General features: G+C 31.0%; 27 protein-coding genes. 17 read left to right on the top strand and 10 right to left on the bottom strand.

Annotation, left to right across the window (positions count from 1 at the left end):
- The first annotated feature begins 16 nt into the window (after nucleotides 1–16).
- From AB3G33_RS01630 to AB3G33_RS01610, 5 genes are all read left to right on the top strand, one after another.
- Nucleotides 17–367: a cytochrome C oxidase subunit IV family protein gene (locus tag AB3G33_RS01630; protein ID WP_367755355.1), complete on the top strand. Its 351-nt coding sequence runs from the start codon at nucleotides 17–19 to the stop codon at nucleotides 365–367.
- A 74-nt stretch (nucleotides 368–441) separates the two neighbouring features.
- Nucleotides 442–1,092: a hypothetical protein gene (locus tag AB3G33_RS01625; protein ID WP_367772151.1), complete on the top strand. Its 651-nt coding sequence runs from the start codon at nucleotides 442–444 to the stop codon at nucleotides 1,090–1,092.
- Between the two features lies 1 nt (nucleotide 1,093).
- Nucleotides 1,094–1,780, top strand: a complete 687-nt coding sequence (locus AB3G33_RS01620) for an SCO family protein (protein ID WP_367755351.1) — start codon at nucleotides 1,094–1,096, stop codon at nucleotides 1,778–1,780.
- 6 nt (nucleotides 1,781–1,786) lie between these two features.
- Nucleotides 1,787–2,332: a DUF420 domain-containing protein gene (locus AB3G33_RS01615; protein WP_367772149.1), complete on the top strand. Its 546-nt coding sequence runs from the start codon at nucleotides 1,787–1,789 to the stop codon at nucleotides 2,330–2,332.
- The gene (locus tag AB3G33_RS01610; RefSeq protein WP_367772147.1) at nucleotides 2,325–2,558 is read left to right on the top strand and encodes a hypothetical protein; all 234 of its coding nucleotides are present in this window, start codon (nucleotides 2,325–2,327) and stop codon (nucleotides 2,556–2,558) included. Before AB3G33_RS01615 ends, AB3G33_RS01610 begins: the two co-directional genes overlap by 8 nt.
- Before the next feature lie 9 nt (nucleotides 2,559–2,567).
- On the opposite strand, the gene AB3G33_RS01605 is transcribed toward AB3G33_RS01610, so the two are convergent.
- Nucleotides 2,568–3,971: a DUF4403 family protein gene (locus AB3G33_RS01605; protein ID WP_367772145.1), complete on the bottom strand. Its 1,404-nt coding sequence runs from the start codon at nucleotides 3,969–3,971 to the stop codon at nucleotides 2,568–2,570.
- A gap of 173 nt (nucleotides 3,972–4,144) precedes the next feature.
- On the opposite strand from AB3G33_RS01605, the gene AB3G33_RS01600 reads away from it, so the two are divergent.
- The 7 genes from AB3G33_RS01600 to tsaB all read left to right on the top strand — a co-directional run bounded on the left by AB3G33_RS01600 (nucleotide 4,145) and on the right by tsaB (nucleotide 12,100).
- Complete coding sequence (locus AB3G33_RS01600; protein ID WP_367772143.1) at nucleotides 4,145–4,846, top strand: ABC transporter ATP-binding protein; 702 nt, start codon at nucleotides 4,145–4,147, stop codon at nucleotides 4,844–4,846.
- Nucleotides 4,839–6,083: an ABC transporter permease gene (locus tag AB3G33_RS01595; protein ID WP_367772141.1), complete on the top strand. Its 1,245-nt coding sequence runs from the start codon at nucleotides 4,839–4,841 to the stop codon at nucleotides 6,081–6,083. Before AB3G33_RS01600 ends, AB3G33_RS01595 begins: the two co-directional genes overlap by 8 nt.
- Nucleotides 6,084–6,085: 2 nt before the next feature.
- Nucleotides 6,086–7,351 carry an ABC transporter permease gene (locus AB3G33_RS01590; RefSeq protein ID WP_367772139.1) on the top strand — a complete coding sequence of 422 codons (1,266 nt, stop codon included), beginning with the start codon at nucleotides 6,086–6,088 and terminating at the stop codon, nucleotides 7,349–7,351.
- A 37-nt stretch (nucleotides 7,352–7,388) separates the two neighbouring features.
- A complete protein-coding gene (locus tag AB3G33_RS01585) occupies nucleotides 7,389–8,504 on the top strand; it encodes an efflux RND transporter periplasmic adaptor subunit (protein WP_367772137.1) in 1,116 nt (371 codons plus the stop codon).
- Between the two features lie 80 nt (nucleotides 8,505–8,584).
- Entirely contained in the window at nucleotides 8,585–9,955 is a 1,371-nt protein-coding gene (locus tag AB3G33_RS01580; protein WP_367772135.1) for a TolC family protein, read from the top strand.
- Between the two features lie 7 nt (nucleotides 9,956–9,962).
- On the top strand, nucleotides 9,963–11,258 hold the full coding sequence (locus tag AB3G33_RS01575; RefSeq protein ID WP_367772133.1) for an efflux RND transporter periplasmic adaptor subunit: 1,296 nt from the start codon (nucleotides 9,963–9,965) through the stop codon (nucleotides 11,256–11,258).
- Nucleotides 11,259–11,431: 173 nt separating this feature from the next.
- The gene (gene tsaB / locus AB3G33_RS01570) at nucleotides 11,432–12,100 is read left to right on the top strand and encodes a tRNA (adenosine(37)-N6)-threonylcarbamoyltransferase complex dimerization subunit type 1 TsaB (RefSeq protein ID WP_367755332.1); all 669 of its coding nucleotides are present in this window, start codon (nucleotides 11,432–11,434) and stop codon (nucleotides 12,098–12,100) included.
- A gap of 3 nt (nucleotides 12,101–12,103) precedes the next feature.
- Here the strand turns inward: tsaB and AB3G33_RS01565 are convergent, their stop codons facing one another.
- The 4 genes from AB3G33_RS01565 to AB3G33_RS01550 all read right to left on the bottom strand — a co-directional run bounded on the left by AB3G33_RS01565 (nucleotide 12,104) and on the right by AB3G33_RS01550 (nucleotide 14,861).
- Nucleotides 12,104–12,928 carry a mechanosensitive ion channel family protein gene (locus AB3G33_RS01565; protein ID WP_367772131.1) on the bottom strand — a complete coding sequence of 275 codons (825 nt, stop codon included), beginning with the start codon at nucleotides 12,926–12,928 and terminating at the stop codon, nucleotides 12,104–12,106.
- 86 nt (nucleotides 12,929–13,014) lie between these two features.
- Nucleotides 13,015–13,485, bottom strand: coding sequence for a YtxH domain-containing protein (locus AB3G33_RS01560; RefSeq protein WP_367772129.1), 471 nt, complete (start codon nucleotides 13,483–13,485; stop codon nucleotides 13,015–13,017).
- 167 nt (nucleotides 13,486–13,652) lie between these two features.
- A complete protein-coding gene (locus AB3G33_RS01555) occupies nucleotides 13,653–13,853 on the bottom strand; it encodes a dodecin family protein (protein WP_367755326.1) in 201 nt (66 codons plus the stop codon).
- Nucleotides 13,854–13,961: 108 nt separating this feature from the next.
- Nucleotides 13,962–14,861, bottom strand: coding sequence for a NifU family protein (locus AB3G33_RS01550; RefSeq protein ID WP_367772127.1), 900 nt, complete (start codon nucleotides 14,859–14,861; stop codon nucleotides 13,962–13,964).
- A gap of 157 nt (nucleotides 14,862–15,018) precedes the next feature.
- Between AB3G33_RS01550 and AB3G33_RS01545 the strand changes: the two genes are divergently transcribed.
- The 3 genes from AB3G33_RS01545 to AB3G33_RS01535 are packed head-to-tail and all read left to right on the top strand — an operon-like array spanning nucleotide 15,019 to nucleotide 16,882.
- Complete coding sequence (locus tag AB3G33_RS01545; RefSeq protein ID WP_367755322.1) at nucleotides 15,019–16,017, top strand: type IX secretion system membrane protein PorP/SprF; 999 nt, start codon at nucleotides 15,019–15,021, stop codon at nucleotides 16,015–16,017.
- A 15-nt stretch (nucleotides 16,018–16,032) separates the two neighbouring features.
- Nucleotides 16,033–16,551 (top strand): gamma carbonic anhydrase family protein, encoded by a 519-nt coding sequence (locus AB3G33_RS01540; RefSeq protein ID WP_367772125.1) that lies wholly within the window; start codon nucleotides 16,033–16,035, stop codon nucleotides 16,549–16,551.
- A gap of 28 nt (nucleotides 16,552–16,579) precedes the next feature.
- Nucleotides 16,580–16,882 (top strand): hypothetical protein, encoded by a 303-nt coding sequence (locus tag AB3G33_RS01535; protein WP_367755318.1) that lies wholly within the window; start codon nucleotides 16,580–16,582, stop codon nucleotides 16,880–16,882.
- A 21-nt stretch (nucleotides 16,883–16,903) separates the two neighbouring features.
- Here the strand turns inward: AB3G33_RS01535 and AB3G33_RS01530 are convergent, their stop codons facing one another.
- The 5 genes from AB3G33_RS01530 to AB3G33_RS01510 form a co-directional block, all read right to left on the bottom strand.
- Nucleotides 16,904–17,617 (bottom strand): LytR/AlgR family response regulator transcription factor, encoded by a 714-nt coding sequence (locus tag AB3G33_RS01530; protein WP_367757981.1) that lies wholly within the window; start codon nucleotides 17,615–17,617, stop codon nucleotides 16,904–16,906.
- Nucleotides 17,618–17,650: 33 nt separating this feature from the next.
- Nucleotides 17,651–18,223, bottom strand: coding sequence for a sensor histidine kinase (locus AB3G33_RS01525; RefSeq protein WP_367772123.1), 573 nt, complete (start codon nucleotides 18,221–18,223; stop codon nucleotides 17,651–17,653).
- Between the two features lie 516 nt (nucleotides 18,224–18,739).
- On the bottom strand, nucleotides 18,740–19,099 hold the full coding sequence (locus tag AB3G33_RS01520) for a DUF4907 domain-containing protein (RefSeq protein WP_367772122.1): 360 nt from the start codon (nucleotides 19,097–19,099) through the stop codon (nucleotides 18,740–18,742).
- Complete coding sequence (locus tag AB3G33_RS01515) at nucleotides 19,086–20,090, bottom strand: Kelch repeat-containing protein (RefSeq protein WP_367772121.1); 1,005 nt, start codon at nucleotides 20,088–20,090, stop codon at nucleotides 19,086–19,088. The genes AB3G33_RS01520 and AB3G33_RS01515 overlap by 14 nt, the downstream gene beginning before the upstream one ends.
- 16 nt (nucleotides 20,091–20,106) lie before the next feature.
- The gene (locus AB3G33_RS01510; protein ID WP_367772120.1) at nucleotides 20,107–20,955 is read right to left on the bottom strand and encodes a DUF6268 family outer membrane beta-barrel protein; all 849 of its coding nucleotides are present in this window, start codon (nucleotides 20,953–20,955) and stop codon (nucleotides 20,107–20,109) included.
- 229 nt (nucleotides 20,956–21,184) lie between these two features.
- Between AB3G33_RS01510 and AB3G33_RS01505 the strand changes: the two genes are divergently transcribed.
- On the top strand, nucleotides 21,185–22,504 hold the full coding sequence (locus tag AB3G33_RS01505) for a DUF4270 family protein (protein WP_367772119.1): 1,320 nt from the start codon (nucleotides 21,185–21,187) through the stop codon (nucleotides 22,502–22,504).
- Entirely contained in the window at nucleotides 22,505–23,743 is a 1,239-nt protein-coding gene (locus AB3G33_RS01500) for an aromatic hydrocarbon degradation protein (RefSeq protein ID WP_367772117.1), read from the top strand.
- Nucleotide 23,744 lies beyond the last annotated feature (1 nt).

Raw genomic sequence — 23,744 nt, 5'->3', positions numbered from 1 at the left:
TTTAAAGATTATTATTATGTCACACGAACACGTTTCTAATACAAAGAGAATTTGGTTTGTTTTCGGATTATTATCTCTTGTAACAACTGTTGAGGTTTTTCTTGGGATTATAAAACCAGAATTTTTACACCTTAACCATTTTCTTGGCATGAATTTGCTGAATTGGATATTTTATATTTTGACTGTTTTTAAAGCTTATTATATTGTATGGGCATTTATGCACATGGAAGGTGAAAAAAGTAGTCTAAGATGGGCGGTTGTTTTGCCTGTTATTTTCTTAATTTTATATTTACTTTTCATTCTTTTGACTGAAGGGCATTATATTTATGGGGTTTTTAAAGATTCGACCATTAAATGGAATTTTTAACAATATATTAATTCAAAAAAAGGGTACGCATTGCGTGCCTTTTTTTATTTTTGTACTTTAATTTTTATCCAGTAATGAAAAAAAATATTGTTCTTTTTATTCTTTTTATTTTACCTATCGTTGCTTATTTGTTTTTTGCTTCAGGTATAAATAGTTTTACAAAATTACCTGTTATTACCCCAAAAGTTGCTGACCTTGGAAATTGGGAGTCTTTAAATAATGAAAAAGTTACTTTAGATAATAAAATAACTATTTTGGGTTTTTCTGGAAGTGATGTTTTAAAAAACAGAGGTAATCTATTTAATCTAAATGAAAAAATTTACCAGCGTTATCATACATTCAAAGATTTGCAATTTGTAATGATTTGTCCACTTGGTGCTGAAAACGATATCAAAAGTATTTTAGATGCACTTGATGAATTTACAGATGTTTCACAATGGCATTTTGTTTTTACTACTCCCCAAGAAATTAATGGATATTATAAACAACTTAATTTAGTAGGAACCCTTGATAAAAATTCAGGAACTCCACTTGTTTATATTATTGATAAAGAAAGAAATCTTAGAGGAAGAAAGAAGAAGAAAGAATATAAAGAAGGCTATAATACTTTTCACCCTGCAGACTTGAGTAATGAAATGTTAGATGATTTTAAAGTAATTTTATATGAGTATCGTGCTGCTCTTAAAAAAAATCATAATGCTACTAAACAACTATTAAAAGAGTAATATGTTTAAAAATAAATCATATATCGGTATTTCATTTGTTATTTTAATCTTTGGGATTTATGCTGTTCCTAAAATTATTGATAGAATACAAAATGGGGAAGTTGTAAAGGCAGATCGTTTAGATCTGGTTAAAACTGTATCTAATAAAGAGGGTAAATTAGTGAAAATTGGTCCTGCTCCTAAGTTTGAATTGGTTAATCAAAATAATGAAAAGATTACTAATGATAGCTATAAAGGGAAAGTATACGTTTTAGAGTTTTTCTTTACTACATGTCCTTCAATTTGCCCGAAAATGAATCAAAGTATGTTGCTTATTGAAAAGAAATTTTTTGGAAACCCTAATTTTGGTATTGCTTCAATTACAATTGATCCAAATCACGATACTGCAAAAGTTTTAAAGGATCATGCGGAGTTATTAGGTGTGAAATCCTCTAATTGGAATTTTTTAACTGGTGATCGTGAATACATATATAGTTTGGCTAATAAAGGATTTAACCTTTATGCTGCAGCCAATAGTAATGTTGCTGGAGGATTTGAACATTCAGGATTATTTGCTTTAATAGATAAAGACGGTAATATACGTTGCAGAAGAGATGATTTTGGAAATCCAATCTTATATTATGATGGTCTTGACAAAAAAGGAGTTAAAGATATTCAACAAGATATTAATGTTTTATTAGAAGAATAAAGGAATATGAAGGAGAGTGAACAAAATTTAGAAAATAAATATAATAAATGGATTGTGCTGTTGTCAGTTGCAATTCCTTTAGTGGTCGTTTTGCTTTTTAGTGTTAATTTGCGTAAGATGGGTTTTGATGTTGAGCCTCTTACTTTTTTGCCACCTATTTACGCAACAATTAATGGTATTACTGCTGTCTTGCTTGTTTCGGCTGTTTTAGCTATAAAAAACGGAAACAGGAAATTGCATGAGAACTTAATGAAAGGAGCAGTAGGCTGTTCTATTGCTTTTCTAGCAATGTACGTTGCCTATCATATGACTTCTGATTCTACAAAATTTGGAGGTGAAGGTGTAATTAAGTATGTTTATTATTTTATTCTAACCTCTCATATCATTCTTTCAGTAATTATTATTCCGTTAGTATTAGTTACTTATGTTCGTGCTTTAGCTCAAATTTTTGATAAACATAAAAAAATTGCTAAAATCACTTTTCCTATTTGGTTGTATGTAGCCGTTACTGGTGTTATAGTTTATTTAATGATCTCTCCGTATTATGTTTAAAAATAAAAAAAATCAATATTTATTTCTTGTTTTCTTTTTTATCTATTCTGTATCGTCAAGTGCACAATGTGCCATGTGTAGAGCAGCATTAGGGGGTGAAGGAAATAAGGCACAAGCTCAAGCTGTAAATGATGGAATTGTATATTTAATGGTTATACCCTATTTATTAGTGGCTCTTCTAGGGTATGCTATTTATAGAATGAGAAAAAAGAAAAAATTGGATTAATTCAACTAGTTATTTTAAACCATCTACTGAAATATTTATTTCACCATTTACTTTAATAAAAGCAATAATGGCATTTTTTGTTAATTCGATTTTTTGAAATTGAATGTCATCCATTTTACCGTTTACAAATACACCTGACATTGGAGAATAATTTTTAAGGTAAGTTGTCATGGTTCTCTTTCCTTCTTCTAAATTAGGTTGAATGGAATAACGACAGTTTTCTTGAATTTTTCTTAAAACTATTCCTTGTGCTAGCCAATTAGCAGTTCTCATTAATTTGTTTTTGGTGTCTAAAACATAGTCTAATTTGTCAAAATAGATTTCTTTTGTTTTATCATCATACTGTGGAAATCCAGCTAAATAAATTGTTCCATTTACAGAACCAATTAATTCCAGTGCTATAACCATTTTTCCATTTTTATGCCAAATAGATACGTCTTGAATTTTGACTTTCTTAGATCCAGATCCAAAATCTTGACCTATAAAATTTTTACGTATTATCTTTGATGCATCTTGATAGGTGGATACCGCTACAATATTTGCTGTAATTTGATTGGGAATTTTCAAAACAGGTTTTAATGTGATTTTATTGGCATCAAATTTAGATTCGGGTTCTAGTCCGATTAATGTCTCCATATTGCATTTCATACCCATTTGCAATAAAAAAGTATCATCTTTTAATTTAGCTGCGGTAGTGTATATTTCAACTGGGACAATCCTAAGCCAACTTTCGTATGCTTCATTCATCTGAAAAGGGGTGCAAATTTTCTCTAATGCAGTCAACACATTAGGTTTAAAGTCCATTGATTTTTCAATTGCTTCGTCGATTTTTCTTTCAATTTTCGATTTAAAAATTTGGATTGCAGGGTTGATTAGATACGTGACTGGAACATTTTTCCCGAAAACGGTCATTGTAGGACTTTCATTCCAATCGAGTGATTTTAATTGAGTCTTTGTTTTTAATTTCCAATTATTTAATGCCACATCACTGTTCAAAGTAAGTACGCCATTTAAATTAAATTCTCGTGTATTATACAGTTCAACCCCCATTGTTTTTGTTCCTATTCTATATTTAATTATAGCTTTTAGAGGTAAAATGGTTTTTATTTTTTCACCAGAAACTGCATTCTCATTTTGGATAGTAATAGGAGCCAATTTCCAAATTTTTATCTCAATATCATCATCTTCTATGTTTGTGTCTTCATAGATTAATCCATTCAACAGTGAGTTGGTTTTGTTCTCGATATCTTTCAGTTTAACGCTGATGGGTAAGTTGATAAAGGAAGGAACATTTTCATAGACTATCGGACTTGCATCATCAGGGGCGGGTCTTAATGTGTCAATTTTTTGTGAAGTGGAGCAGCTCAATAGAAAAGAGCAAAATAGGGCAAGACTCGCAATGTATTTCAGCATTTTGTTATGTTTTGAAGCTGTAAAATTAATAAAAGAAATATATTTTCTAATGAAACTGTAACAATTATATTATAATTAAGTCTTATGCATTAAGATGTTAGGTGGCGATTCAGCTTTAGGGTTGATAATGGTTTTATTATTCGAATAAACTATTATTATAAAATATAAATATTATGATAGAAATTAAAGATTTACATAAATCCTACAAAATGGGAAGCTCCGAATTACATGTCTTAAAAGGCATTAATTTTAATATTAAAGAAGGGGAACTAGTTGCTATAATGGGTTCTTCTGGTTCTGGAAAATCGACTTTACTAAATATTCTTGGGATTTTAGATGAAGCGGATTCGGGAAATTATATATTAGATAAAGTTCCAATCAAAAAATTAAATGAGACTATCGCTTCAAGATACCGCAATCAATTTTTAGGTTTTGTTTTTCAATCTTTTAACCTGATTAATTATAAAAGTGCATTAGATAATGTGGCTATGCCTTTGTATTATCAAGGTGTAAAGAGAAAAGAAAGATACGAAATTGCGATGCGATACCTTGAAAAAGTGGGATTGGGTACGCATTCACATCATTTACCTTCGGAACTTTCTGGAGGACAAAAACAACGTGTGGCTATCGCTAGAGCATTGGCATCAAACCCAAAAGTATTATTGGCCGATGAACCTACAGGGGCTTTGGATACTAAAACTTCATATGAGGTAATGGAATTAATTCAAGGTATTAATGATGAAGGGAAAACGATATTAATTGTTACTCATGAGCCGGATATTGCAGCTATGTGTAAAAGAAATGTTGTTTTAAAAGACGGATTAATCATTGATGATAAAATGGTAGAACAAGTTAGAGCAGCTGCTTATGTTTAATACAGAACGCTGGCAGGAAATATTTGAAGCTATTGCTAAGAATAAACTGAGAACATTTCTCACGGGTATTTCTGTGGCTTCTGGTATTTTTATTTTAGTGATACTTCTGGGCGTGGGTAAGGGGCTTGAAAACGGGATATCTAAACAGTTTGAAAACGATGCAGATGGGGTTATTTGGATTTGGGCCGGAACCACCACAAAAGAGTATAAAGGATTGAATCCAGGAAGGCAGATTCAGCTGCATAATAGTGATTATGAGTTGTCAACGCAAAAATTTGATAAACAAATAGACAAAGAGAGTTCCAATTATGCACTTTGGAATGCGAATATTGTTTATGGTAAAGAAACGGGGAACTATGATAATCAAGGAGTAACTCCCGAGCATCAGGCAATAGAGAGACTTACTATTATAAAAGGCAGATTTATAAATGCGAATGATTTAATTAATAGTACAAAAGTCGCAGTAATTGGTGAAAAACTAAGGTTGGATTTATTTAAAGATAAAGAAGCAGTAGGGGAAGAAATTGCTATAAGTAATATAAAGTTCAAAGTTGTTGGTGTCTTTATGGATCCTGGTGGAGAAAGAGAAGAATCTAGAGCTTATTTGCCATTGACTACTGTACAAAAGGTTTTTGTGGGTAGTGACAAGATTAGTAATTTGGCTTTTACACTTCATAAAAAAGATACTTACGAAGAGGCTTTAGCAGAGTCAGTTAAGTTTACTACAGAGATTAGCCAAATGCTTAAAGGTAAAAATACTGTTTCACCAGATGATTTGAGTGGTATTGGAATCAATAGTACAATTGAAAACGTTAAGCAATTTTACGATTTAAATTTATATATCAGATTGTTTTTTTGGTGGGTCGGAATTTGTACCATCATTGCTGGTGTTGTTGGGGTAAGTAATATTATGATGATTATTGTAAAGGAAAGAACAAAAGAAATTGGAATCAGAAAAGCGCTAGGTGCTTCTCCATTCTCTATTGTTGTAATGATTTTACATGAATCTATTTTTATAACTACTATTTCTGGATTTGTAGGGCTTTTATCAAGTTTGTTATTACTAGAATTTGTAGGTCCGCTGGTTAAAAGTGATTATTTTTTGAATCCTGAAGTGAATTTTGGAGTGGCTTTAACTACTTTAATTTTACTTGTCTTTGCAGGAGCTTTAGCTGGTTTTTTTCCAGCTTATAGAGCAGCAAGTATTAAACCGATTGTAGCACTTAGAGACGAATAATTATGTTTGATAGAGATAGATGGATTGAAATTTTAGAGGCGCTAACGGCAAATACTTTCCGAACTGTTTTAACTGCTTTCGGTGTTTTTTGGGGAATTTTTATCTTAGTAATTTTATTAGCTGCGGGTAAAGGTTTAGAAAATGGTGTTAAAAAGGGTTTTGATGGAATTGCTACAAACACCATGTTTATGTGGAGTCAAACTACTTCAAAACCGTATAAAGGGCTTCCAAAAACAAGGCAGTATCATTTTATAAACAATGATGTTGTCGCCTTAAAGGAAAACTTTCCAGATCTTCTATATGTTTCTCCAAGAAATCAATTAGGTGGGCACAATGAAGCCAGTAACGTTATCCGAGGAACAAAAACGGGTTCGTATACCATTTTTGGAGATTATCCGGAGTTGGTTAAACAAGAGCAAATGGAAATTGTTAATGGACGTTTTGTCAATCAACAAGATATTCTATTGAAACGGAAAGTAGCAATTATAGGCCGTGGTGTAATTAGTGAATTGTATGATAGAACTGAAGATGTTATTGGTTCTTATATTAAAGTTAATGGCGTAAATTTTATGGTGGTGGGTGTTTATAATTCAAAATCTAGAAATAATGGAGATGCTGAATCGGCTCAAAAAAATATATTTATACCATTTTCTACTTTTCAGCAAGCTTTCAATTATGGGGATACTGTGGGATGGATGGCATTAACTGCCAATGATAATGCGTCGATAACAACTTTAAAACCTCAAATATTAGACTTTATAAAATCCAGACATTCAATACATCCTGATGATGATCGAGCCATTGGTAATTTTGACTTATACCAAGAGTTTAGTAAGATCCAAGGATTGTTTTTAATTCTAAAATTTATAGCTTATTTCGTAGGGACTTTGGTATTGCTATCTGGAGTGATAGGGATTTCAAATATCATGTTAATCGTAGTAAAAGAGAGAACTAAAGAAATAGGAATTCGTAGAGCCTTAGGAGCTACGCCAGCTGCAATTCGATCTCAAATCTTATTAGAAGCTATTTTTTTAACAATCATTGCAGGGATGTTTGGTATTGCCATGGCGACTGGAGTTGTTGCACTTATTAATATGGTATTAGATAGTATGCCTAGTGAGGGAATGATGTTTGCTAACCCCAGTGTTGACCTGACTGTAGTTTTTATTGCCTTATTTATATTAGTAGGATCAGGTTTGTTAGCTGGATATATTCCTGCACAAACGGCAATAAATATCAAACCAGTAGATGCATTACGAACGGAATAAATTATCAATCAAAAAATAAACGAATAAATCAAAACAAATGAAAAAAGGAGTAACCATAACTATTTTAATTTTTATCGCCTTAGTCTTTTTTGGAGCGTTATATTATTTATATGCAAAAAATCAACAAGCTCCCGTAGTTTTTAAAACGGATAAAGCGGAAATTAAAACAATTGTTAAAAATACTATTGCTACAGGAAATATTGTGCCAGATGAAGAGGTCTTAATAAAACCTAATATTTCGGGAATTATTGAAGCTGTCTATATTAAAGCCGGGCAAAACATTAAAGCAGGAGATTTAATTGCTAAAATTAAAGTGGTTGCTAATGTTTCTAATTTAAGTAATACGCAAAATCAATTGCAGTCGTCTAAAATTGAATTAGATAATCAAGAAAAATTACATCAAAGACAAAAAACATTGTTTGATAAAGGGGTTATTTCAGCAAATGATTACGATGCGGCTCAATTAGCGTATAATAGTGCAAAGCAAAATTATAACGCAGCTAGAAGAAGCTTAGATATTGTTAAAACAGGAACTACATCTGGACTTGGGGGTTATGCTAATACTTTAATCCGATCTACTGTAAACGGAATGGTACTTGACGTTCCTGTAAAAGTGGGGAATCAGGTTATTGAGAGTAATAACTTTAATGAAGGGACGACAATTGCCAGTGTTGCTGATGTAGGAAGAATGATTTTTGTTGGTAAAATTGATGAATCAGAAGTAGGTAAAATAAAAGAAAAGTTACCTATCGAAATTACTGTAGGCGCAATTGAAAATAAAAAATTTGATGCTGTTTTGCAATATATAGCACCAAAGGGTGTGACGGAAAATGGTGCGATTCAATTTGAAATAAAAGCCTCTTTAGAAAATAGAGATGACACCTTTATTCGAGCTGGATTAAGTGCTAATGCTTCTATTATTTTAGAAAAAGCAGATAAAGTTTTAGCATTAAAAGAAGCGCTAATTCAATTTGATAAAAAAACACAATTGCCTTATGTTGAAGTAGAAACTAGCTCCCAAAAATTTGTTAGAAAGGATCTTGTTTTAGGTGTGAGTGATGGGATTTATGTTCAAATAAAAAGCGGAATAACGGCTTCTGACAAGATAAAAATTTGGAATCAAGGTTTAAAAGGCCCAGATTCTAAAGAATAAAAAACAGATTAAAAGATTTTTAGTTTATAGATAAATGTTAAATTTGTGTAGTACCTTTGTTACACTTCCATTCAAAATATATGAAAAAAAATAGTTGGATACCTTTAGTTTTACTCTTTGCCTTTAGTTTGTCATCAAGTGCACAAACTAAAAAATGGACTCTAGAAGAGTGTGTGAAATATGCATTAGATCATAATATTTCAATAAAACAAACAGCATTAGATAGTGAGTCCGCTTTAATTGATAAAAAAGGAGCACTGGGTAGTTTTCTTCCTTCGGTTAATGCTTCAGCCTCTCATTCATGGAATATTGGTTTGAATCAAGATATTACTACGGGGCTTTTGCAAAATAAAACTACGCAATTTACCTCGGCTGGTGCTAGTGTTGGTGTTGATATTTATAAAGGACTGCAAAACCAAAATACACTTAGAAAAGCAAGGCTTTCAATAATTGTAGCAAAGTATCAATTAACAAAAATGCAAGAAGATATTGCACTTAATGTTGCGAATGCTTTTTTACAAGTGCTCTTTAATAAAGAAAATTTAAAGGTGCAAAATGAACAATTGAGTATAAATGGAAAGCAGTTAACTCGTTCCAGAGAATTGGTAAATGCTGGAACAATACCTAGGGGTGACTTATTAGACATTCAAGCTACTTTGGCATCGGATAATCAAAAAGTCATAGCTGCCGAAAACTCGTTGTTGATCTCAAAATTAAGTTTAGCGCAATTACTTCAATTGGATAGTTTTGAAAATTTTGATGTAGTTGATGATACAATGGCTAAAGATGAAAATAATATATTGTCTCAAGAGCCTACTGCCATTTACGATAAAGCAAAAGAGGGAAGAACAGAGTTAAAAATTGCTCAAACTAATCTAGAAATTGCCGAAAAAAATGTAGCTATTGCAAAAGGGAAATTTCAACCTACTTTACAAGGTTTTTATAATTTTAATACGAGAATATCATATGCTGATATTGCGTTAAGAGATAGCAATGGAGCTGTTATCGGAGTACAGTCTGCACCACCGTTCTTTAATCAGTTTAGTGATAATAAAGGGCAGTCTTATGGTGTACAACTGAATATTCCTATTTTTAATGGATTCTCTGCTAGAAATAATGTAGAGCGCTCTAAAGTAAGTTTAGAGAAGTCTAAGATTGTATTAGAACAACAAAATTTAGATTTGCAAAGAAATGTTTATACTGCATTTGCAGATGCAAAAGGAGCATTAAAATCTCATGAATCTGCTCTTGTGGCATTGGAATCGAGACAAGCTTCTTATAATTATGCCAAGGACAAATTTGATGTTGGTTTGATGAATTCTTTCGATTTGAATCAATCACAAACATTACTGTCGAATGCGCAATCAGAAGTTTTGAGAAGCAAATACGATTACATTTTTAAAATTAAAATATTAGAATTCTATTTCGGAATTCCTATCATTAAAAACTAAATACATTATGTCAAAAAAATCAATTTATTATATAGTTGGTGGAGTAGTTCTACTTATAGTTGCATTAATAGCGCTTTCAAAAGCTGGAATAATAGGAAATAAGGATAAAGGTACCGAAGTAGAAATTGCTCAGGTAAATACTTCAACAATTGTTGAAACAGTATCGGCAACTGGAAAAATTCAACCTGAAATCGAAGTGAAAATTTCATCAATGGTTTCTGGAGAAATTATTTCATTACCTGTAAAAGAAGGGCAAGTCGTGAAAAAAGGAGAATTATTGGTAAAAATAAATCCGGATTTATATACTTCTAGTTTAAATAGAACGATTGCTGGTCTATCAGGTTCAAAAGCAGGATTAACTCAAGCTGATGCTCAGTTTAATGAGGCTAAGTCAAGTTATGAAAGAAATAAAACTTTGTTTCAAAAAGGAATTATCTCTAAATCTGATTGGGACAAAGCCATAGCTTCTTATGAAGTGGCCAAGGCGACAAAACAATCGGCATATTTTAATGTACAAAGTGCTTCGGCATCTGTAAATGAAGCTAAAGACAATTTAGGGCGTACTATTATATACTCTCCTGCAGATGGAACAATTTCTATGCTTAATGTTGAATTAGGAGAGCGTGTTTTAGGAACACAACAAATGACAGGTACTGAGCTTTTAAGAGTAGCCAACTTGAATAATATGGAAGTTGAAGTGGATGTAAATGAAAATGACATCGTTAAAATTAAAGAAGGGGATGAAGCTAACGTTGAAGTTGATGCTTATTTAAAAAAGAAATTTAAGGGTGTGGTTACAAGTATTTCTAATTCTGCAAGTAGTACTTTGACTTCAGATCAAGTAACTAATTTTAAAGTTAAAGTACGAATTGTTAAAGAATCGTACCAAGATTTATTAGTAGGGAAACCGGCTACTTATTCTCCTTTTAGACCTGGAATGACAGCTACAGTTGATATTATGACTAAAACAAAAGCAAACGTGCTGAATGTTCCAATTAGTTCTATCGTTATCAAGTCTGATACAGCAGCAGTAAAAGAAGTTAAAATGGTGGAGACTCCCGAAGAAAAAAATGCAACTCCAAAAAGCGATAAAAAGTTTGAGTGTGTTTTTGTGAAAGTGGGTGATAAAGCTAAAATACGGATTATTAAAACGGGAATTCAAGACGATACAAATATTGAAATACTTAGCGGTTTGAAAAAAGGTGATGTTGTAATTACGGGACCTTATACTACTGTTACAAAAGAATTAAACTCTGGTGATAAAGTAGTGTTGAAATCAGATAAGAAAGAAGATAAAAAATAGATTATTCAATAACTAGTATTGAATATTTTTAAAACCCTTTGTGAGAGCAAAGGGTTTTTTGTTTTCAATTAAGAAGTCTTTCAATTTTTGAATTGTTTTCTATGCCGTTTTTTTATTCCTTTGCAGAGCCTTTGATGGTTCCTTTTTTTTTCTAATTTAAATCTCATAATGACGTGTCATATATTCTAAATATTGAAACAGCTACAAAAAACTGTTCTGTTGCAATTGCAAAAGAGGGTAAAACGATTGTTTGTAATGAAATTGCTGAAGAAGGATATTCTCATGCAGAGCGACTACATGTTTTTATGGAGTCGGTTTTGACAGAAGCGGGAATTACATTTAAAGATTTAGCCGCAGTTGCTGTAAGTCAAGGCCCAGGATCGTATACAGGACTTCGCATTGGTGTTTCAGCAGCCAAAGGACTCTGTTTTGCCTTGTCAATCCCTTTGATAGCTGTAGATACTTTAAAAGTGTTGGCAGCACAAACGAAAGTCTCAGATGGATTAATTATTCCTATGATTGATGCTCGAAGAATGGAAGTGTATAGTGCTATTTTCTCTGCTGAATTAGAAAATAAAAGAGAAACTCAAGCTGAAGTTATTACTGAAAATTCTTTTGAAAATATAAAAGAGCCCATTTATTTTGTAGGTGACTGCGCTGAGAAATGTAAAACGGTATTAACAAAAGATAATTTTATATTTCTTGATGATATAAAATACCCATCAGCTAGAGAAATGTGCGCTCTTAGCTTTGCGAAATATGCAATAAACGATACTGTCGATGTAGCCTATTTTGAACCTTATTATTTAAAGGATTTTATGATTACTACTCCAAAAAAGTAATGGTTAATTGCTTTGAGACATTTCTTTCACATACGGTTGTATATTGATTCCAGCATTGTCAAATGCTGCTTTGCAGTTTTCCAAAGTTTCTGTAAAAACAGCTCCAAAATCTTCATTAGTTGCCCAAGGTCTTACTGCTAATTGAATAGCGCTATCAGTTAGGTTTTTAACAAAAACCTCTGGTTTTGGAGTTTGAAGCACTTTTGGGTTATTGTTTAAAATTTCAATAATTAAATCTTTTGCTTTTTTAATATCCGAATCATAAGAGATAGAGAAGGTCAAATCAGCACGTCTGTTTTTTTGTAAAGAGTAATTTATGATAGTGCCGTTAGACAATACTCCATTTGGAATAAAAACCGTTTGATTGTTGGCGGTGATTAATTTGGTTACAAAAATTTGAATTTCATTGACTGTTGCGAGTGTACCTTGAGCTTCTATTGTATGTCCCACTTTGAATGGCTTAAATAGAATAATTAGCATTCCTCCTGCAAAATTAGATAAGGAACCTTGTAATGACAGTCCTACAGCAAGTCCCATTGCACCTAAAATAGCAACAAATGAAGAAGTCTCAATTCCTAGTTTAGAAATGAATGTTACAAATAGTAATACTCTTAAGACCCATAATAAAATATCAGCTAAAAACTTGGTTAGTGTGGGGTCAAGCTCTCTTTTAACCATTATTTTTCTAATAAGCCTATTGATAATGCGAATTGAGTATAACCCAATGAAAAGAATAATAAAAGCTGATATCAGTTTAGGAGAATAAGTAATAAATTCTTTAAAATATATGTTGGCATAATTAGTAACAACATCGGTAGTTAGGGTCATTTTTAGGTAATAAAAAACCTTCTATTATAAAGAAGGTTTGTGTTTATAAAGCAAAATTACAAAAAATAATAGAGTAATTAATTGACTTATTCTCCAATTTTATTTTGAGCGTCTTCTTGATTGTCTTGCGGTGTTAAAGATTTAATTTTATCACTTGCTATTCCTTTGGCTTCGACCGCTAAATGATCTATTTTGTCTTTTGCAATTTCGGCATTTTCTTTAATAGAAGCGATAGTTTTTCCTAATACATCCCCAGCTTCTTGACTGAACTCGCTGATTGTCTCTTTAGCTTGGTCTGCATAATCTTCAACTTTTTCTATCATTGGAGCAGCTGCTGTTTTTGCATCTTCCATCGCTTTTTCTGTTTTTGAGGCTAATTCACTAGCGGTTTCTTTAGCCTTAGCCATTGTCTCTTCGGCAAAATTTTCTGCTTTCTCAATATAAGGAGTTGACGCTTCTTTTGCTTGCTCCAACTTAATTTCTGCTTTATTAGCTAATTCACTCGAAGATTCTTTGGCTGAGCCAAATAAATTTTTAAAAAATGATGATACTCCCATAATGTTTTATTGTTTTAAATTTCTAATACAATATTAAACAATTTTATTGCAATTAATTTATTGGTTATCAATATTTTGTGATTTTATTTTAAAATGTAGAAACAATGATGTAGTTGTACAAAAAAAGCGTTTCGTAAGAAACGCTTTAATTTTTTTTAGAATAAAGTTTACTCAAGTTCGAATGTTACTTTAAGTGTTACTCGGTATTCTGATATTTTGCCTCCATCTACTGATGCACTTTGATCTTTAACATATACAGATCGTATATTTTTTACAGATTTTGATGCTTTCGTTATGGCTTTTTGTGTTGCTTCTTCCCAACTCGTTTTTGAACTTGAGAGTAATTCAATTACCTTTAATACTGACATAATTTCTACTTTTTTAGTTAAACTTAAATTTAACTAATTTTTTAATTTTCCCCCTATAAAAAAGGTTAAATATATCATAATTATCAGTAAATCAGTGTTTTGTAATTATTAGGCGTTAGCGGCTTCTACATTTATTTTATCGTCGTTAAGCATGCTTTTTAGCATGTTTTCTATTCCGCTTTTTAAAGTAAATGTTGATGATGGACAGCCACTACAAGCTCCTTGGAGTGTTACTTTTACGGTTTTAGAAGTTTCGTCATAGGATTCAAAGGCAATGTTACCACCGTCAGCAGCAACAGCAGGTTTTACATATTCTTCTAATATATTAATGATTTTTTGAGAAGTTTCGTCTAATGAATCAAAATTTGCATCTTTTGTTTTTTCGTCTTTTACAATAGTTTGAATTAGACTTTCGTCTAAAACTGTTCCTCCATTTTCAATATATTGTTTGATGAAGCTTCTTAATTCCAAAGTAATTTCCTCCCAGTTATTGACCTCATATTTGGTTACTGAAATATAATTTTCATCAATAAAAATTTCTTTTACATATGGGAATTTAAATAATTCTTTTGCTAAGGGAGATGAAGCAGTTTGGTCAATGTTTTTAAACTCAATAGGATTCTTAGTTAGCATTCTACTAACGACGAATTTTAAAGCTGATGGATTTGGTGTTGTTTCTCCATAAACAGTAATAGGCTGTTTTTTTGTTTTATTTTCCTCAATTGTAATTATGGTACCTCCATTAGTAACAAATGTTTCAATTTGTTCAGCAACGGCATCTTTTACATCATCCCATTCTACAATACTATATTTTTCAACAGCAATAAATTTTCCAGAAATGTATATCGTTTTTACAAATGGTAAATAGAATAATTGTTGTGCAAGTGGTGATGCTTTTGCTTCATCAATGTTTTTAAACTCAAAACTTTCATTTTTAGTAATGAAATCTTCAAATTCAAATTTTAGTATAGTTGGGTTTTGCGTTTCTTTTATGGTAACTTTTGTCATAACTTTTGTAAATTTTTACAAATTTAGTAAAGTTATTTTCTACGAATAACTATATTTGATATATTAATGAATAAATTAACTTTAGTTTAGTATTATTACGGACTATCTATTCTTTTTCTGTAACACTTATATTCATTTTTTATATAAAAGTATTTCAATGTATATCAAAATTAAAATTTTATTTGTACTTTTTTTTATTACTTCCTATTCTTTTTCACAAGAAGGTATCGCTGTATATTCTGATTATTTATCAGATAATTACTATTTGATCCATCCTTCGATGGCAGGTGCCGCAAATTGTGCAAAAATAAGACTTACCTCTCGTTCGCAATGGGCTGGTCAAGAAGATGCTCCTAAACTCCAAACAGTAAGTTTTAATGGCAGGGTGAGTGAGAAAGCAGGGGCAGGGATTATTCTTTTTAATGATAAAAACGGATATCATTCTCAAAAAGGAGTTAAATTATCCTATGCTTACCATCTTATGTTTTCTAGAGATGAAATAGATTTGAATCAATTGTCTTTTGGAATTAGTGCTGGTTTGATCCAGAGTCAATTAGACGAAACTAGTTTTCTGCAATCAGGCGATTTTGATCCTATTATTGATGGAACTATAGTACAAAAAGATTCTTATTTCAATATGGATATTGGAGCTTCTTATAATTTTTTGGACTTTTATGTACATGGTACTGTAAAGAATGTACTTGAAACTAGAAGAGATATTTATACAGAATACGAAAGTGATAATTTAAGAAAGTTCTTATTGAGTACGGGATACGTTTTTGGGGACAAAGATAGAATTTTATGGGAACCATCTATTTTATTTCAATTAGTAGATAAAACAAAAGAAAAATCATTTGATTTTAATTTGAAAGCATATAAAAACATGGATTTTGGAACACTATGGGCGGGATTGTCCTACCGTAGAAGTTTAGATGGTGCAGAGTATTCAGATGCTTCAGGGATTTCTACACAAAAATTACAATATATTACTCCTATTATTGGAGTAAATTACAAAAATGTGATGTTTGCTTATACTTACTCTCATGTTTCTGGCGCAGTTAAATTTGATAATGGAGGATATCATCAAATTACTTTGGGGCTCAACTTGTTTTGTAAGCCTGAAAAATACGAATGTAACTGCCCTGCGATTAATTAATTCTAATTTTCTTTCATGTTAATAAAGTCGGTCAACGGAAAAACACCACTGATACCAAAAGATTGTTATGTTGCTGAAAATGCAACTATAGTCGGTGAGGTTAGTTTTGGTGATTCATGTAGTGTATGGTTCAATGCTGTTATTCGAGCAGATGTGAATTTTATTAAAATTGGTAATAAAGTAAACATTCAAGATGGTGCCATAATACATTGTACATATAAAAAGCACCCAACTATAATAGGTAATAATGTTTCCATTGGGCATAATGCTATTGTTCATGGCTGTACTGTACATGACAATGTTTTGATAGGTATGGGAGCGATTGTAATGGATAATTGTATTATTGAAAGTAATTCAATTGTTGCTGCTGGAGCTGTTATTACTCAAAATACAGTTGTTTCTTCAGGTTCGATTTGGGCTGGTGTTCCTGCCAAGAAAGTAAAAGATATTGATCAGTCTAATTTTGCAGGGGAAATTGAACGTATTTCTAACAATTATGTAATGTATTCCAGTTGGTTCAAAGAAGAAGAATAATCAGTTTTACTTTTCAATAATTAATAGGATGGGAAAAAGAAAAGATAAAGCATCACATATATTAAATACGTCATCAACTTTATTAGGAATATGTTTTTTAGTACTTACTTCTATTAAAGTCAATAACAGCAGCGAGACTACAATTATTGATCAACTTATAGCAATTTCTATTGTGATGTTTATGACAAGTAGTATTCTGTCTTTTTTATCCATGCGAAAAACTAAAAAACCAAGTGCTCATTTTGAAAAAATAGCAGATTTAATTTTCTTGATAGGTCTTTTTTCATTGTTCATCATAACGATGTTGGTCACTTTGAACATCATTAAATGATAGGGTTTATATAATAAAAATTTATAAATTGATTCGTTCAAAGAAGGAACTCTTGTAGCTTTCGCTAATAGGTATTCTTTTTTCGGCAATTACTACTTTGTTTTTCTGGATTGACTTGACGTGTTTTATATTAATGATGTAAGAACGATGTATTCTAGAGAATCCCTTTGATGAAAGTAAGTTTTCGAGTTTTATTAAGCTAATTAATGTCAAAGTATATTTGTTGTCAGTGGTATATATTTTGACATAGTCCTTCAAGCCTTCAATATATAAAATATCCGAAAAATTCAATTTAACATTTTCATATTCAGCTCTTACGAACATAAAATCTTGCTCGATTTCAGGTGCAGAAATCAAATTTGTATTTGTTGGTACATTTTGTGGGTTGAAAATTTGTTGCGCCCTCATTACTGATTTCAAGAATCTATGAAATGGGATTGGTTTTACTAAATAATCTACAGCACCAAGATTAAAACCCTCCACAGCATAGTCAGAATAAGCTGTGGTAAATATTATTAATGGTTTTTTATCAATTGCATTAATAAAGTCAATACCGGAAAAATGGGGCATTTCTATATCTAAAAAAATTAAATCTACATTAGATTGGTTGATTATTGATATTGCATCAATGGCGTTGTTGAAGGTGTTAACAAGTTCAAGTGAATCTACTTTGCTAACAAATTCTTTAATCAAATCAACCGCTAGTGGTTCATCATCTATAATAACACATTTCATCATATTTTCTATTTAATAACTTTTTATTTTAATCTAGATAATGGTTCCTTGTGTTTGATCTAAAATCAGATTTAAATGTACGCTATAATTATTTTCAGTTTCAGTTATAGTCAGTTGATGCGAATTTGGATAGAGAAGATCGAGTCTGCTTTCAATGTTTGTTAGTCCAATTCCAGAGTTTTCAGGATCTTTTTTATAATTTTCCATTTTATTTTCTATCCAAAAATCCAAAACATTCTCGGTAATACTAATTTTAATTTTTACATAGGCTACTCCTTTGTAATCCGTCCCGTATTTGAAAGCATTCTCTATAAAAGAAATTAAAAGTAAGGGTTCTATATATTTATTTCTAGTTTCTCCATGAATATTTATATAAATATTTTCAATATTGTTAAGTCGTAACTTTTGTAGTTCAATATAATTTTTAATGTAGTTTATCTCTTTTTCAAGAAATACAGTTTTATTATCTGTTTCATAAAGCATATAACGCATCATTTCGGATAAGGTAACTATGGCATCTGGAACCAAATCAGATTTCTTATAAGCTAATGAATAAATGCTATTGAGAGCGTTGAATAAAAAATGTGGATTGGTCTGTTTTCTCAAATAGTTTAGTTCAGTAGTAGTTTTATGAGTTTCAGCTATAAGCTTATTTTGCTGATTATTATAAAATTCCGATAACGTTTTAATAATTGTACTTGTAGCTATTATAAAAACATAAAAAATGGAGGGAAATATTTTCATAAAAAAAGGAGCCCTTCCCTGAAAAACCTTTGATCTTATCATTTCATGGCCTGAGGAGTCGAACATTCTTGGATGAGCGAACTCTTTGAAACTTGGCATGAAATAAATTGACCTTATAATCATAAAAAAAGTGATTATCGATAGTATTACTGCTAAAAAGAACCAGTATTTTTTATTCAAGAGTAATTTTGGGACAAAATAAAAATAATTTAAATAAAACAAAATGATGCCAGTAGTCCATTGTACGTAGAAATCAGGTTTTATAAATAAAAGATTTTCTGAAAAAGAAATTAAAGAAGTAATAATAAAAAAGCACCAAATGATACTATGTACTAGTATTTTGTTTAAATTGTTATTCTTAATTCCGTCTAATTTCATCTAGGTTTTTATAGCTAATAAAAATAAATCTTTTTTTGTTACAGTAGGGGATAAATTGTCTTTCAGTTTTTGCAATACTAAATTACCCACTTTTAAGGCTTCTTCTTCGGTTTTGAAGCTTTTATTCTCACTTATTACAGGGATTACCGTTTGTTTAATAATTATTTTTTCATCTTTAGTTATTATATATCCCCAACCAGAATCATTTTTTAAAGATTTTACTTTTAAATTTTCGGTGTGATTACACGAAATAAATAAAGAAAAACTAAATATCAATAAAATAGTGTATTTGTTTACTAGAAATAGATTCTTCTGGATTGTTGTCCAGAAGAATCTATTGTTTAAATTAATTGTCATCATCGCTTTGTTCGTCTAATGGTTTAAATTCCCAAGAATCATCAAAATAGGAAGATCCTGACCTTCCTAATAATAGGAATCCACGTTGGTTGATTGCAAACCCTGTTGCATCAGTTCGTGCAGATCCCTCAAGAGACGTTCTTTCTTCCCAAATATCGTTTGTAGGATCGTACTCCCAAACGGATCTGGTACCTTCTCCACAGGCTACATATCCAAATCCATTCATTGAAAAACTGGATGCATTAGACCTTACAATTACATAGTCATCATTGTATGAATAATCATCATCGTCGTCTTGATCGATATCACGTTTTCTTGTCCATATGTCAGTTGCAGGATCAAACATCCAAAAATCTACTTGATATGTTCCACTATTAACCCCTAACCCTAAGTATACTTTATCATCAATTACAAAAATACTTGCGCCTCTACGTTTGTTTCCACTAAAGCCATTTACTAATGTCCAAGTGTTTTCCGTTGGGCTATATTGGTAAAAATCTTTAAGGTAATTTCCATCATATCCCGTTCCAAAGTAGGCTTTTCCACCTGCTTGAAACCCTACTGCAGAATAGCGCGCTGTCCCAGCAAAATCGGCTTTTTGAGTCCAACTATTACTTACTGGATCATATTCATAAAAGTCTTTCAATTTATTCGTCCCATCATAACCAAGACCTACATACCCTTTAGAATTTAATTCAAATCCCGAGGCCGCACTTCTTTCTACACCTGTAAAGTCTGCTTTTTGCTCCCAGTAATCGCCATCTGAATTGTATGCCCATAGATCTTTTAAATATTCATCTCCTGTATATCCTGTTGTAACATATGCATAACTACCAATCACAAAACTTGTTGCACTGGATCTTGCAGGACCATCAAAGGAGGACTTTTTAATCCAGTTTCCAACTAAATCATCATCGTCATCATTGCTACAACTTACCAATACTAAACTCATAATAAGTGTGGTGAACAACATTCCTTTTTTTAAACTATTCATATATTTATTGTTTTTGTTAATGTTTGAATTTTATACCTATATTAAAAATGTATCCGTTGTTACTATTAAAATCATATTTTAAATCCCCTTTATTATCCGTTAGATAATATTTATTATGGAATCCGTAACCTCCTTTGAAATTTATTGACCAGGAAGAATCTATACTTCTTTCGTATTCAAGTGTTGTTGCCATTTGTGAATAGGTCATTTTTGTTGCGTTATTATAATTGTCATTTGGCTCAGGAGTATCTAAATTGTAAATAGCCCCTTGGAAATTATTTTTAAACAAGAATGTGTTTTTATTATTATTCGAATATGAAAACTGTGAATTTGGGAACCCAATTTCAATTGCCATATTTTGATGCATACGATGTAGGAATGAAAATGTTGGCAGAATAGTTGTTTTTCCAAAAAGGGTACTTCTTTGAGTACCTATAGATATTGAGTTTGAAGGATTAAAAATGTGATTTATTTTTAGTCCGCCTAATATATTTACATCTGAAATCCCTACATTTTCTTCAAAATTGATTGTTGGTTTAATTTCGATATTCAAGCTTGTTTTTCTATTTAAAGCATATGTAATTTCAAAATTATTTTCAAAACTGGAAAAATCAGTAAGGTTATCTTGTAAGTTGTATTTTTCTAATTCATAATTTATTCCTGTTTTTTTGTATTTTAAAGTATTTGTTATTTTAATTTCCGAACCAATGTTTTTTAAAACACCAAACCCAATTTCGGTTTCGTTCCTAGTTATTTTTTCTGTTGGTTCTGTTTTTGTATTTAATTCTAAAGAGAAACTGCTTTGGGCAGAAATATCTAAAATTGAAAACAGAAACAGCAGTGCTGCATAAATCTTTATTCTCATTGTTTTTTTATTGTTTCAAAAGTAGTTGCATTATCTAATCTAAAAAAAGAAGATATATATACCCGCCTATTTCATAGACAAACGGGTCGTTTATATAGCTGAATCAATATTACAGTTGAGTTATTGCAGTTGTAGTCATAATGTGGCTTTTTATAGAGATAAAACTAGGAACGGTATATGTTATAATGCACTATAAAAATGGCTCTTATATATTTGTTCAAAAACATTTATGTATAAGTTATTGTTGTTGCTTTTTCTTGGAGCTGTAATAACCTCTTGTAATTCTGATGTAGATACAGGAGAGTTCGTTGTTGGGTCGGATTATTTATCAGTAAATAATAAAGTTATATTGATAGATACTTTGACGGTTGATGTTTCGACAATTAATTTGGATTCATTAATAACGTCAAGTCAAAAAAGAATTTTAGTTGGAAATTATGACGATCCATATTTTGGGAAGGTAAAATCAGATAGTTATTTTCAATTGTCTTCGTCGGGGTATACTTTAAATACGGATAATTCTGATACTGATGCTCCAAACTATGTTTTTGATTCTATACGAATGATTTTGAGGCCTGATAAGTATTACTATGGCGATACTACTAAAGTACAAACAATTAGTATTCATCGATTACTTCAAAAAGTGAAGCCAAATGTTGATGACACCAATTTTTATAATGATTCCAGTCTTGACTTTGATTCTGAAAGTTTAGGTTCTGTTTCATTCAGGCCAAAACCCCACAGTAAAGATTCTGTTGTTGTAAATATTAAAGATGTTTTTGGAGATGCTCTTTTTCAAAAAATAAAAAAAAGAGAGATAACAAATTTTGACGAGTTTACTGAATATTTTAGGGGACTTGTTATAAAAACAACAACTAGTGGTTCTTCAAGTATTGTAGGTTTCAATACGGCTAGCGTACTCCGATTGTATTATTCAAAATATTTGGGAAATTCTGATGAGTCACTAGTCAAGGATTTTAATATTTTGGATGCGACAAAGCAGTTTAATAATATAAGTTTGGACAGAAGCGGTACTTTAATAAAGGACTTGCCAGTTTTTACAGACCACTTGTCTAGTTTGCAAACTGGAAATAACGCATTCATTCAATCTGGAACAGGCTTGGCATGTAGAATTGATTTTCCAAATATAAAACAACTGAAATACATTTCGGATAAAGGGGCAATTGTTGATGCTCAACTCATTATTAAACCCATAAGCAATTCCTATTCTGATTCCTATCCATTGGTAGATTCCTTACGAGTTTTTGTGGCAGACAAATTAAATAGAATTTCAGGTACTTTGAATAGTACGGGCAGTGCTACGTATGCTATTTTGAATACCGATGCTGATGAGTTTAATGAAAACATAGGGTATAAAGTATCTATTGGTACTTTTTTGCAAAATGAAATGATAAAAAAGTCTGATTCAAGGTTGTCATTAATTCTCACTTTACCAAGTATTTCCAAAGCAGTAGATCGATTACTAGTGGGAGATCAAAAAAATAGCAACAATAAAATTCAATTGAAAATTTATTATATTTCTTATTAAATGAAAAATAAAATAGCGCTTGCAAGTTTATTTATGCTTTTTACCATAAATACATTTTCACAAAGTATATCAAGTTCGCCATATTCCATGTATGGTTTGGGGAGCTTATATGATTCTGATTTCGGTTCGATTTCTTCTATCGGCTCTTCGGGAATTGCTTTGCCTTCCAATCGATTTATTAATAATCTAAACCCTGCATCTTTGGGTTATATGTATCAAAATCATTTTTTGTTTGATGTGGGTGGGAAGTCCATTTTATCCACTTATGAAAACAGTTCAAAAAAAGAAAGTAGAAATAATTTTCAGTTTTCTCATATTGCTTTAGCTTTTCCTGTAACGTCAAAATCTGCTGTTAGTGTTGCTTTACAACCGTATTCAAGCGCTGCTTTTAAAATATCAAATTTACTTTTGCCAATTGAAAATAGTGCTGACACTTATGTTTTGAATGCTTCTGGTTCAGGAGGGTTAAATGACTTTGACCTTTCTTATGGATACAGAATTGGAAAAAAAATTGCATTAGGGATTTCAACTAATTTCCTTTTTGGTAATACAATAGATAATAGAGACTATACTGTTTCGAACTCAATAACTACCATAAATAAAAAATCGTATTACAATGGAGTAAGGGTATCATTAGGAAGTCAGGTACAAATTGATTCTACATTGTCATTGGGTGTGAATTTTAAATCGCCGAGTCAAATTAAAGCTTCAAAAGTTCAATCTGTTATTTCGTATAATAACTCAATAACTACAACAATTGAAACGGACGCCAATTATGATGTAGATGATTATTATTTGCCTTTAGAAATTGGAGTAGGGTTAAGTAAGGTTTTTAAGAATAATTTAAACTTTACTATAGATTATAAAAAAAGCCTGTGGAATGGTACGAATCAATCTGATATATATGGGAATTATCTCAATCAAGATAAATTTGCTATGGGATTTTCGTATAGTAAAACGAAGAGTATAAGAAGTTATTTGGATAGGATTCAATATGCAACGGGATTTAATTATGATTCTGGATTTTTAGAAATTGATAATAAAAGAATTAATAATCTGTCTTTTTCGGTTGGTGTTTCATTACCAGTTGAGAATCAAACTTTTTCAACTCTTAATGTGACGTATTCTTATGGTCAAAAAGGGAGTATTAGTAATGGTCTAATTAAGGAAAATTATCATAAAATTTCACTTAATTTAAGTTTAGATGGGATTTGGTTCGTTAAAAGAAAATTTGAATAAA

This window comes from Flavobacterium sp. WC2421 (assembly GCF_040822115.1).
Classification (GTDB): Bacteria; Bacteroidota; Bacteroidia; order Flavobacteriales; family Flavobacteriaceae; genus Flavobacterium.
Note: the sequence above shows the minus strand (reverse complement) of the source record. Positions and strands in the feature narration are given on the sequence as shown.

Bases quoted from the DNA above. Each gene is read 5' to 3' on its own strand.
- AB3G33_RS01630 (WP_367755355.1), top strand. From the start codon at position 17: ATGTCACACGAACACGTTTCTAATACAAAGAGAATTTGGTTTGTTTTC.
- AB3G33_RS01625 (WP_367772151.1), top strand. From the start codon at position 442: ATGAAAAAAAATATTGTTCTTTTTATTCTTTTTATTTTACCTATCGTT.
- AB3G33_RS01620 (WP_367755351.1), top strand. From the start codon at position 1,094: ATGTTTAAAAATAAATCATATATCGGTATTTCATTTGTTATTTTAATC.
- AB3G33_RS01615 (WP_367772149.1), top strand. From the start codon at position 1,787: ATGAAGGAGAGTGAACAAAATTTAGAAAATAAATATAATAAATGGATT.
- AB3G33_RS01610 (WP_367772147.1), top strand. From the start codon at position 2,325: ATGTTTAAAAATAAAAAAAATCAATATTTATTTCTTGTTTTCTTTTTT.
- AB3G33_RS01605 (WP_367772145.1), bottom strand. From the start codon at position 3,971: ATGCTGAAATACATTGCGAGTCTTGCCCTATTTTGCTCTTTTCTATTG.
- AB3G33_RS01600 (WP_367772143.1), top strand. From the start codon at position 4,145: ATGATAGAAATTAAAGATTTACATAAATCCTACAAAATGGGAAGCTCC.
- AB3G33_RS01595 (WP_367772141.1), top strand. From the start codon at position 4,839: ATGTTTAATACAGAACGCTGGCAGGAAATATTTGAAGCTATTGCTAAG.
- AB3G33_RS01590 (WP_367772139.1), top strand. From the start codon at position 6,086: ATGTTTGATAGAGATAGATGGATTGAAATTTTAGAGGCGCTAACGGCA.
- AB3G33_RS01585 (WP_367772137.1), top strand. From the start codon at position 7,389: ATGAAAAAAGGAGTAACCATAACTATTTTAATTTTTATCGCCTTAGTC.
- AB3G33_RS01580 (WP_367772135.1), top strand. From the start codon at position 8,585: ATGAAAAAAAATAGTTGGATACCTTTAGTTTTACTCTTTGCCTTTAGT.
- AB3G33_RS01575 (WP_367772133.1), top strand. From the start codon at position 9,963: ATGTCAAAAAAATCAATTTATTATATAGTTGGTGGAGTAGTTCTACTT.
- AB3G33_RS01565 (WP_367772131.1), bottom strand. From the start codon at position 12,928: ATGACCCTAACTACCGATGTTGTTACTAATTATGCCAACATATATTTT.
- AB3G33_RS01560 (WP_367772129.1), bottom strand. From the start codon at position 13,485: ATGGGAGTATCATCATTTTTTAAAAATTTATTTGGCTCAGCCAAAGAA.
- AB3G33_RS01555 (WP_367755326.1), bottom strand. From the start codon at position 13,853: ATGTCAGTATTAAAGGTAATTGAATTACTCTCAAGTTCAAAAACGAGT.
- AB3G33_RS01550 (WP_367772127.1), bottom strand. From the start codon at position 14,861: ATGACAAAAGTTACCATAAAAGAAACGCAAAACCCAACTATACTAAAA.
- AB3G33_RS01545 (WP_367755322.1), top strand. From the start codon at position 15,019: ATGTATATCAAAATTAAAATTTTATTTGTACTTTTTTTTATTACTTCC.
- AB3G33_RS01540 (WP_367772125.1), top strand. From the start codon at position 16,033: ATGTTAATAAAGTCGGTCAACGGAAAAACACCACTGATACCAAAAGAT.
- AB3G33_RS01535 (WP_367755318.1), top strand. From the start codon at position 16,580: ATGGGAAAAAGAAAAGATAAAGCATCACATATATTAAATACGTCATCA.
- AB3G33_RS01530 (WP_367757981.1), bottom strand. From the start codon at position 17,617: ATGAAATGTGTTATTATAGATGATGAACCACTAGCGGTTGATTTGATT.
- AB3G33_RS01520 (WP_367772122.1), bottom strand. From the start codon at position 19,099: ATGATGACAATTAATTTAAACAATAGATTCTTCTGGACAACAATCCAG.
- AB3G33_RS01515 (WP_367772121.1), bottom strand. From the start codon at position 20,090: ATGAATAGTTTAAAAAAAGGAATGTTGTTCACCACACTTATTATGAGT.
- AB3G33_RS01510 (WP_367772120.1), bottom strand. From the start codon at position 20,955: ATGAGAATAAAGATTTATGCAGCACTGCTGTTTCTGTTTTCAATTTTA.
- AB3G33_RS01505 (WP_367772119.1), top strand. From the start codon at position 21,185: ATGTATAAGTTATTGTTGTTGCTTTTTCTTGGAGCTGTAATAACCTCT.
- AB3G33_RS01500 (WP_367772117.1), top strand. From the start codon at position 22,505: ATGAAAAATAAAATAGCGCTTGCAAGTTTATTTATGCTTTTTACCATA.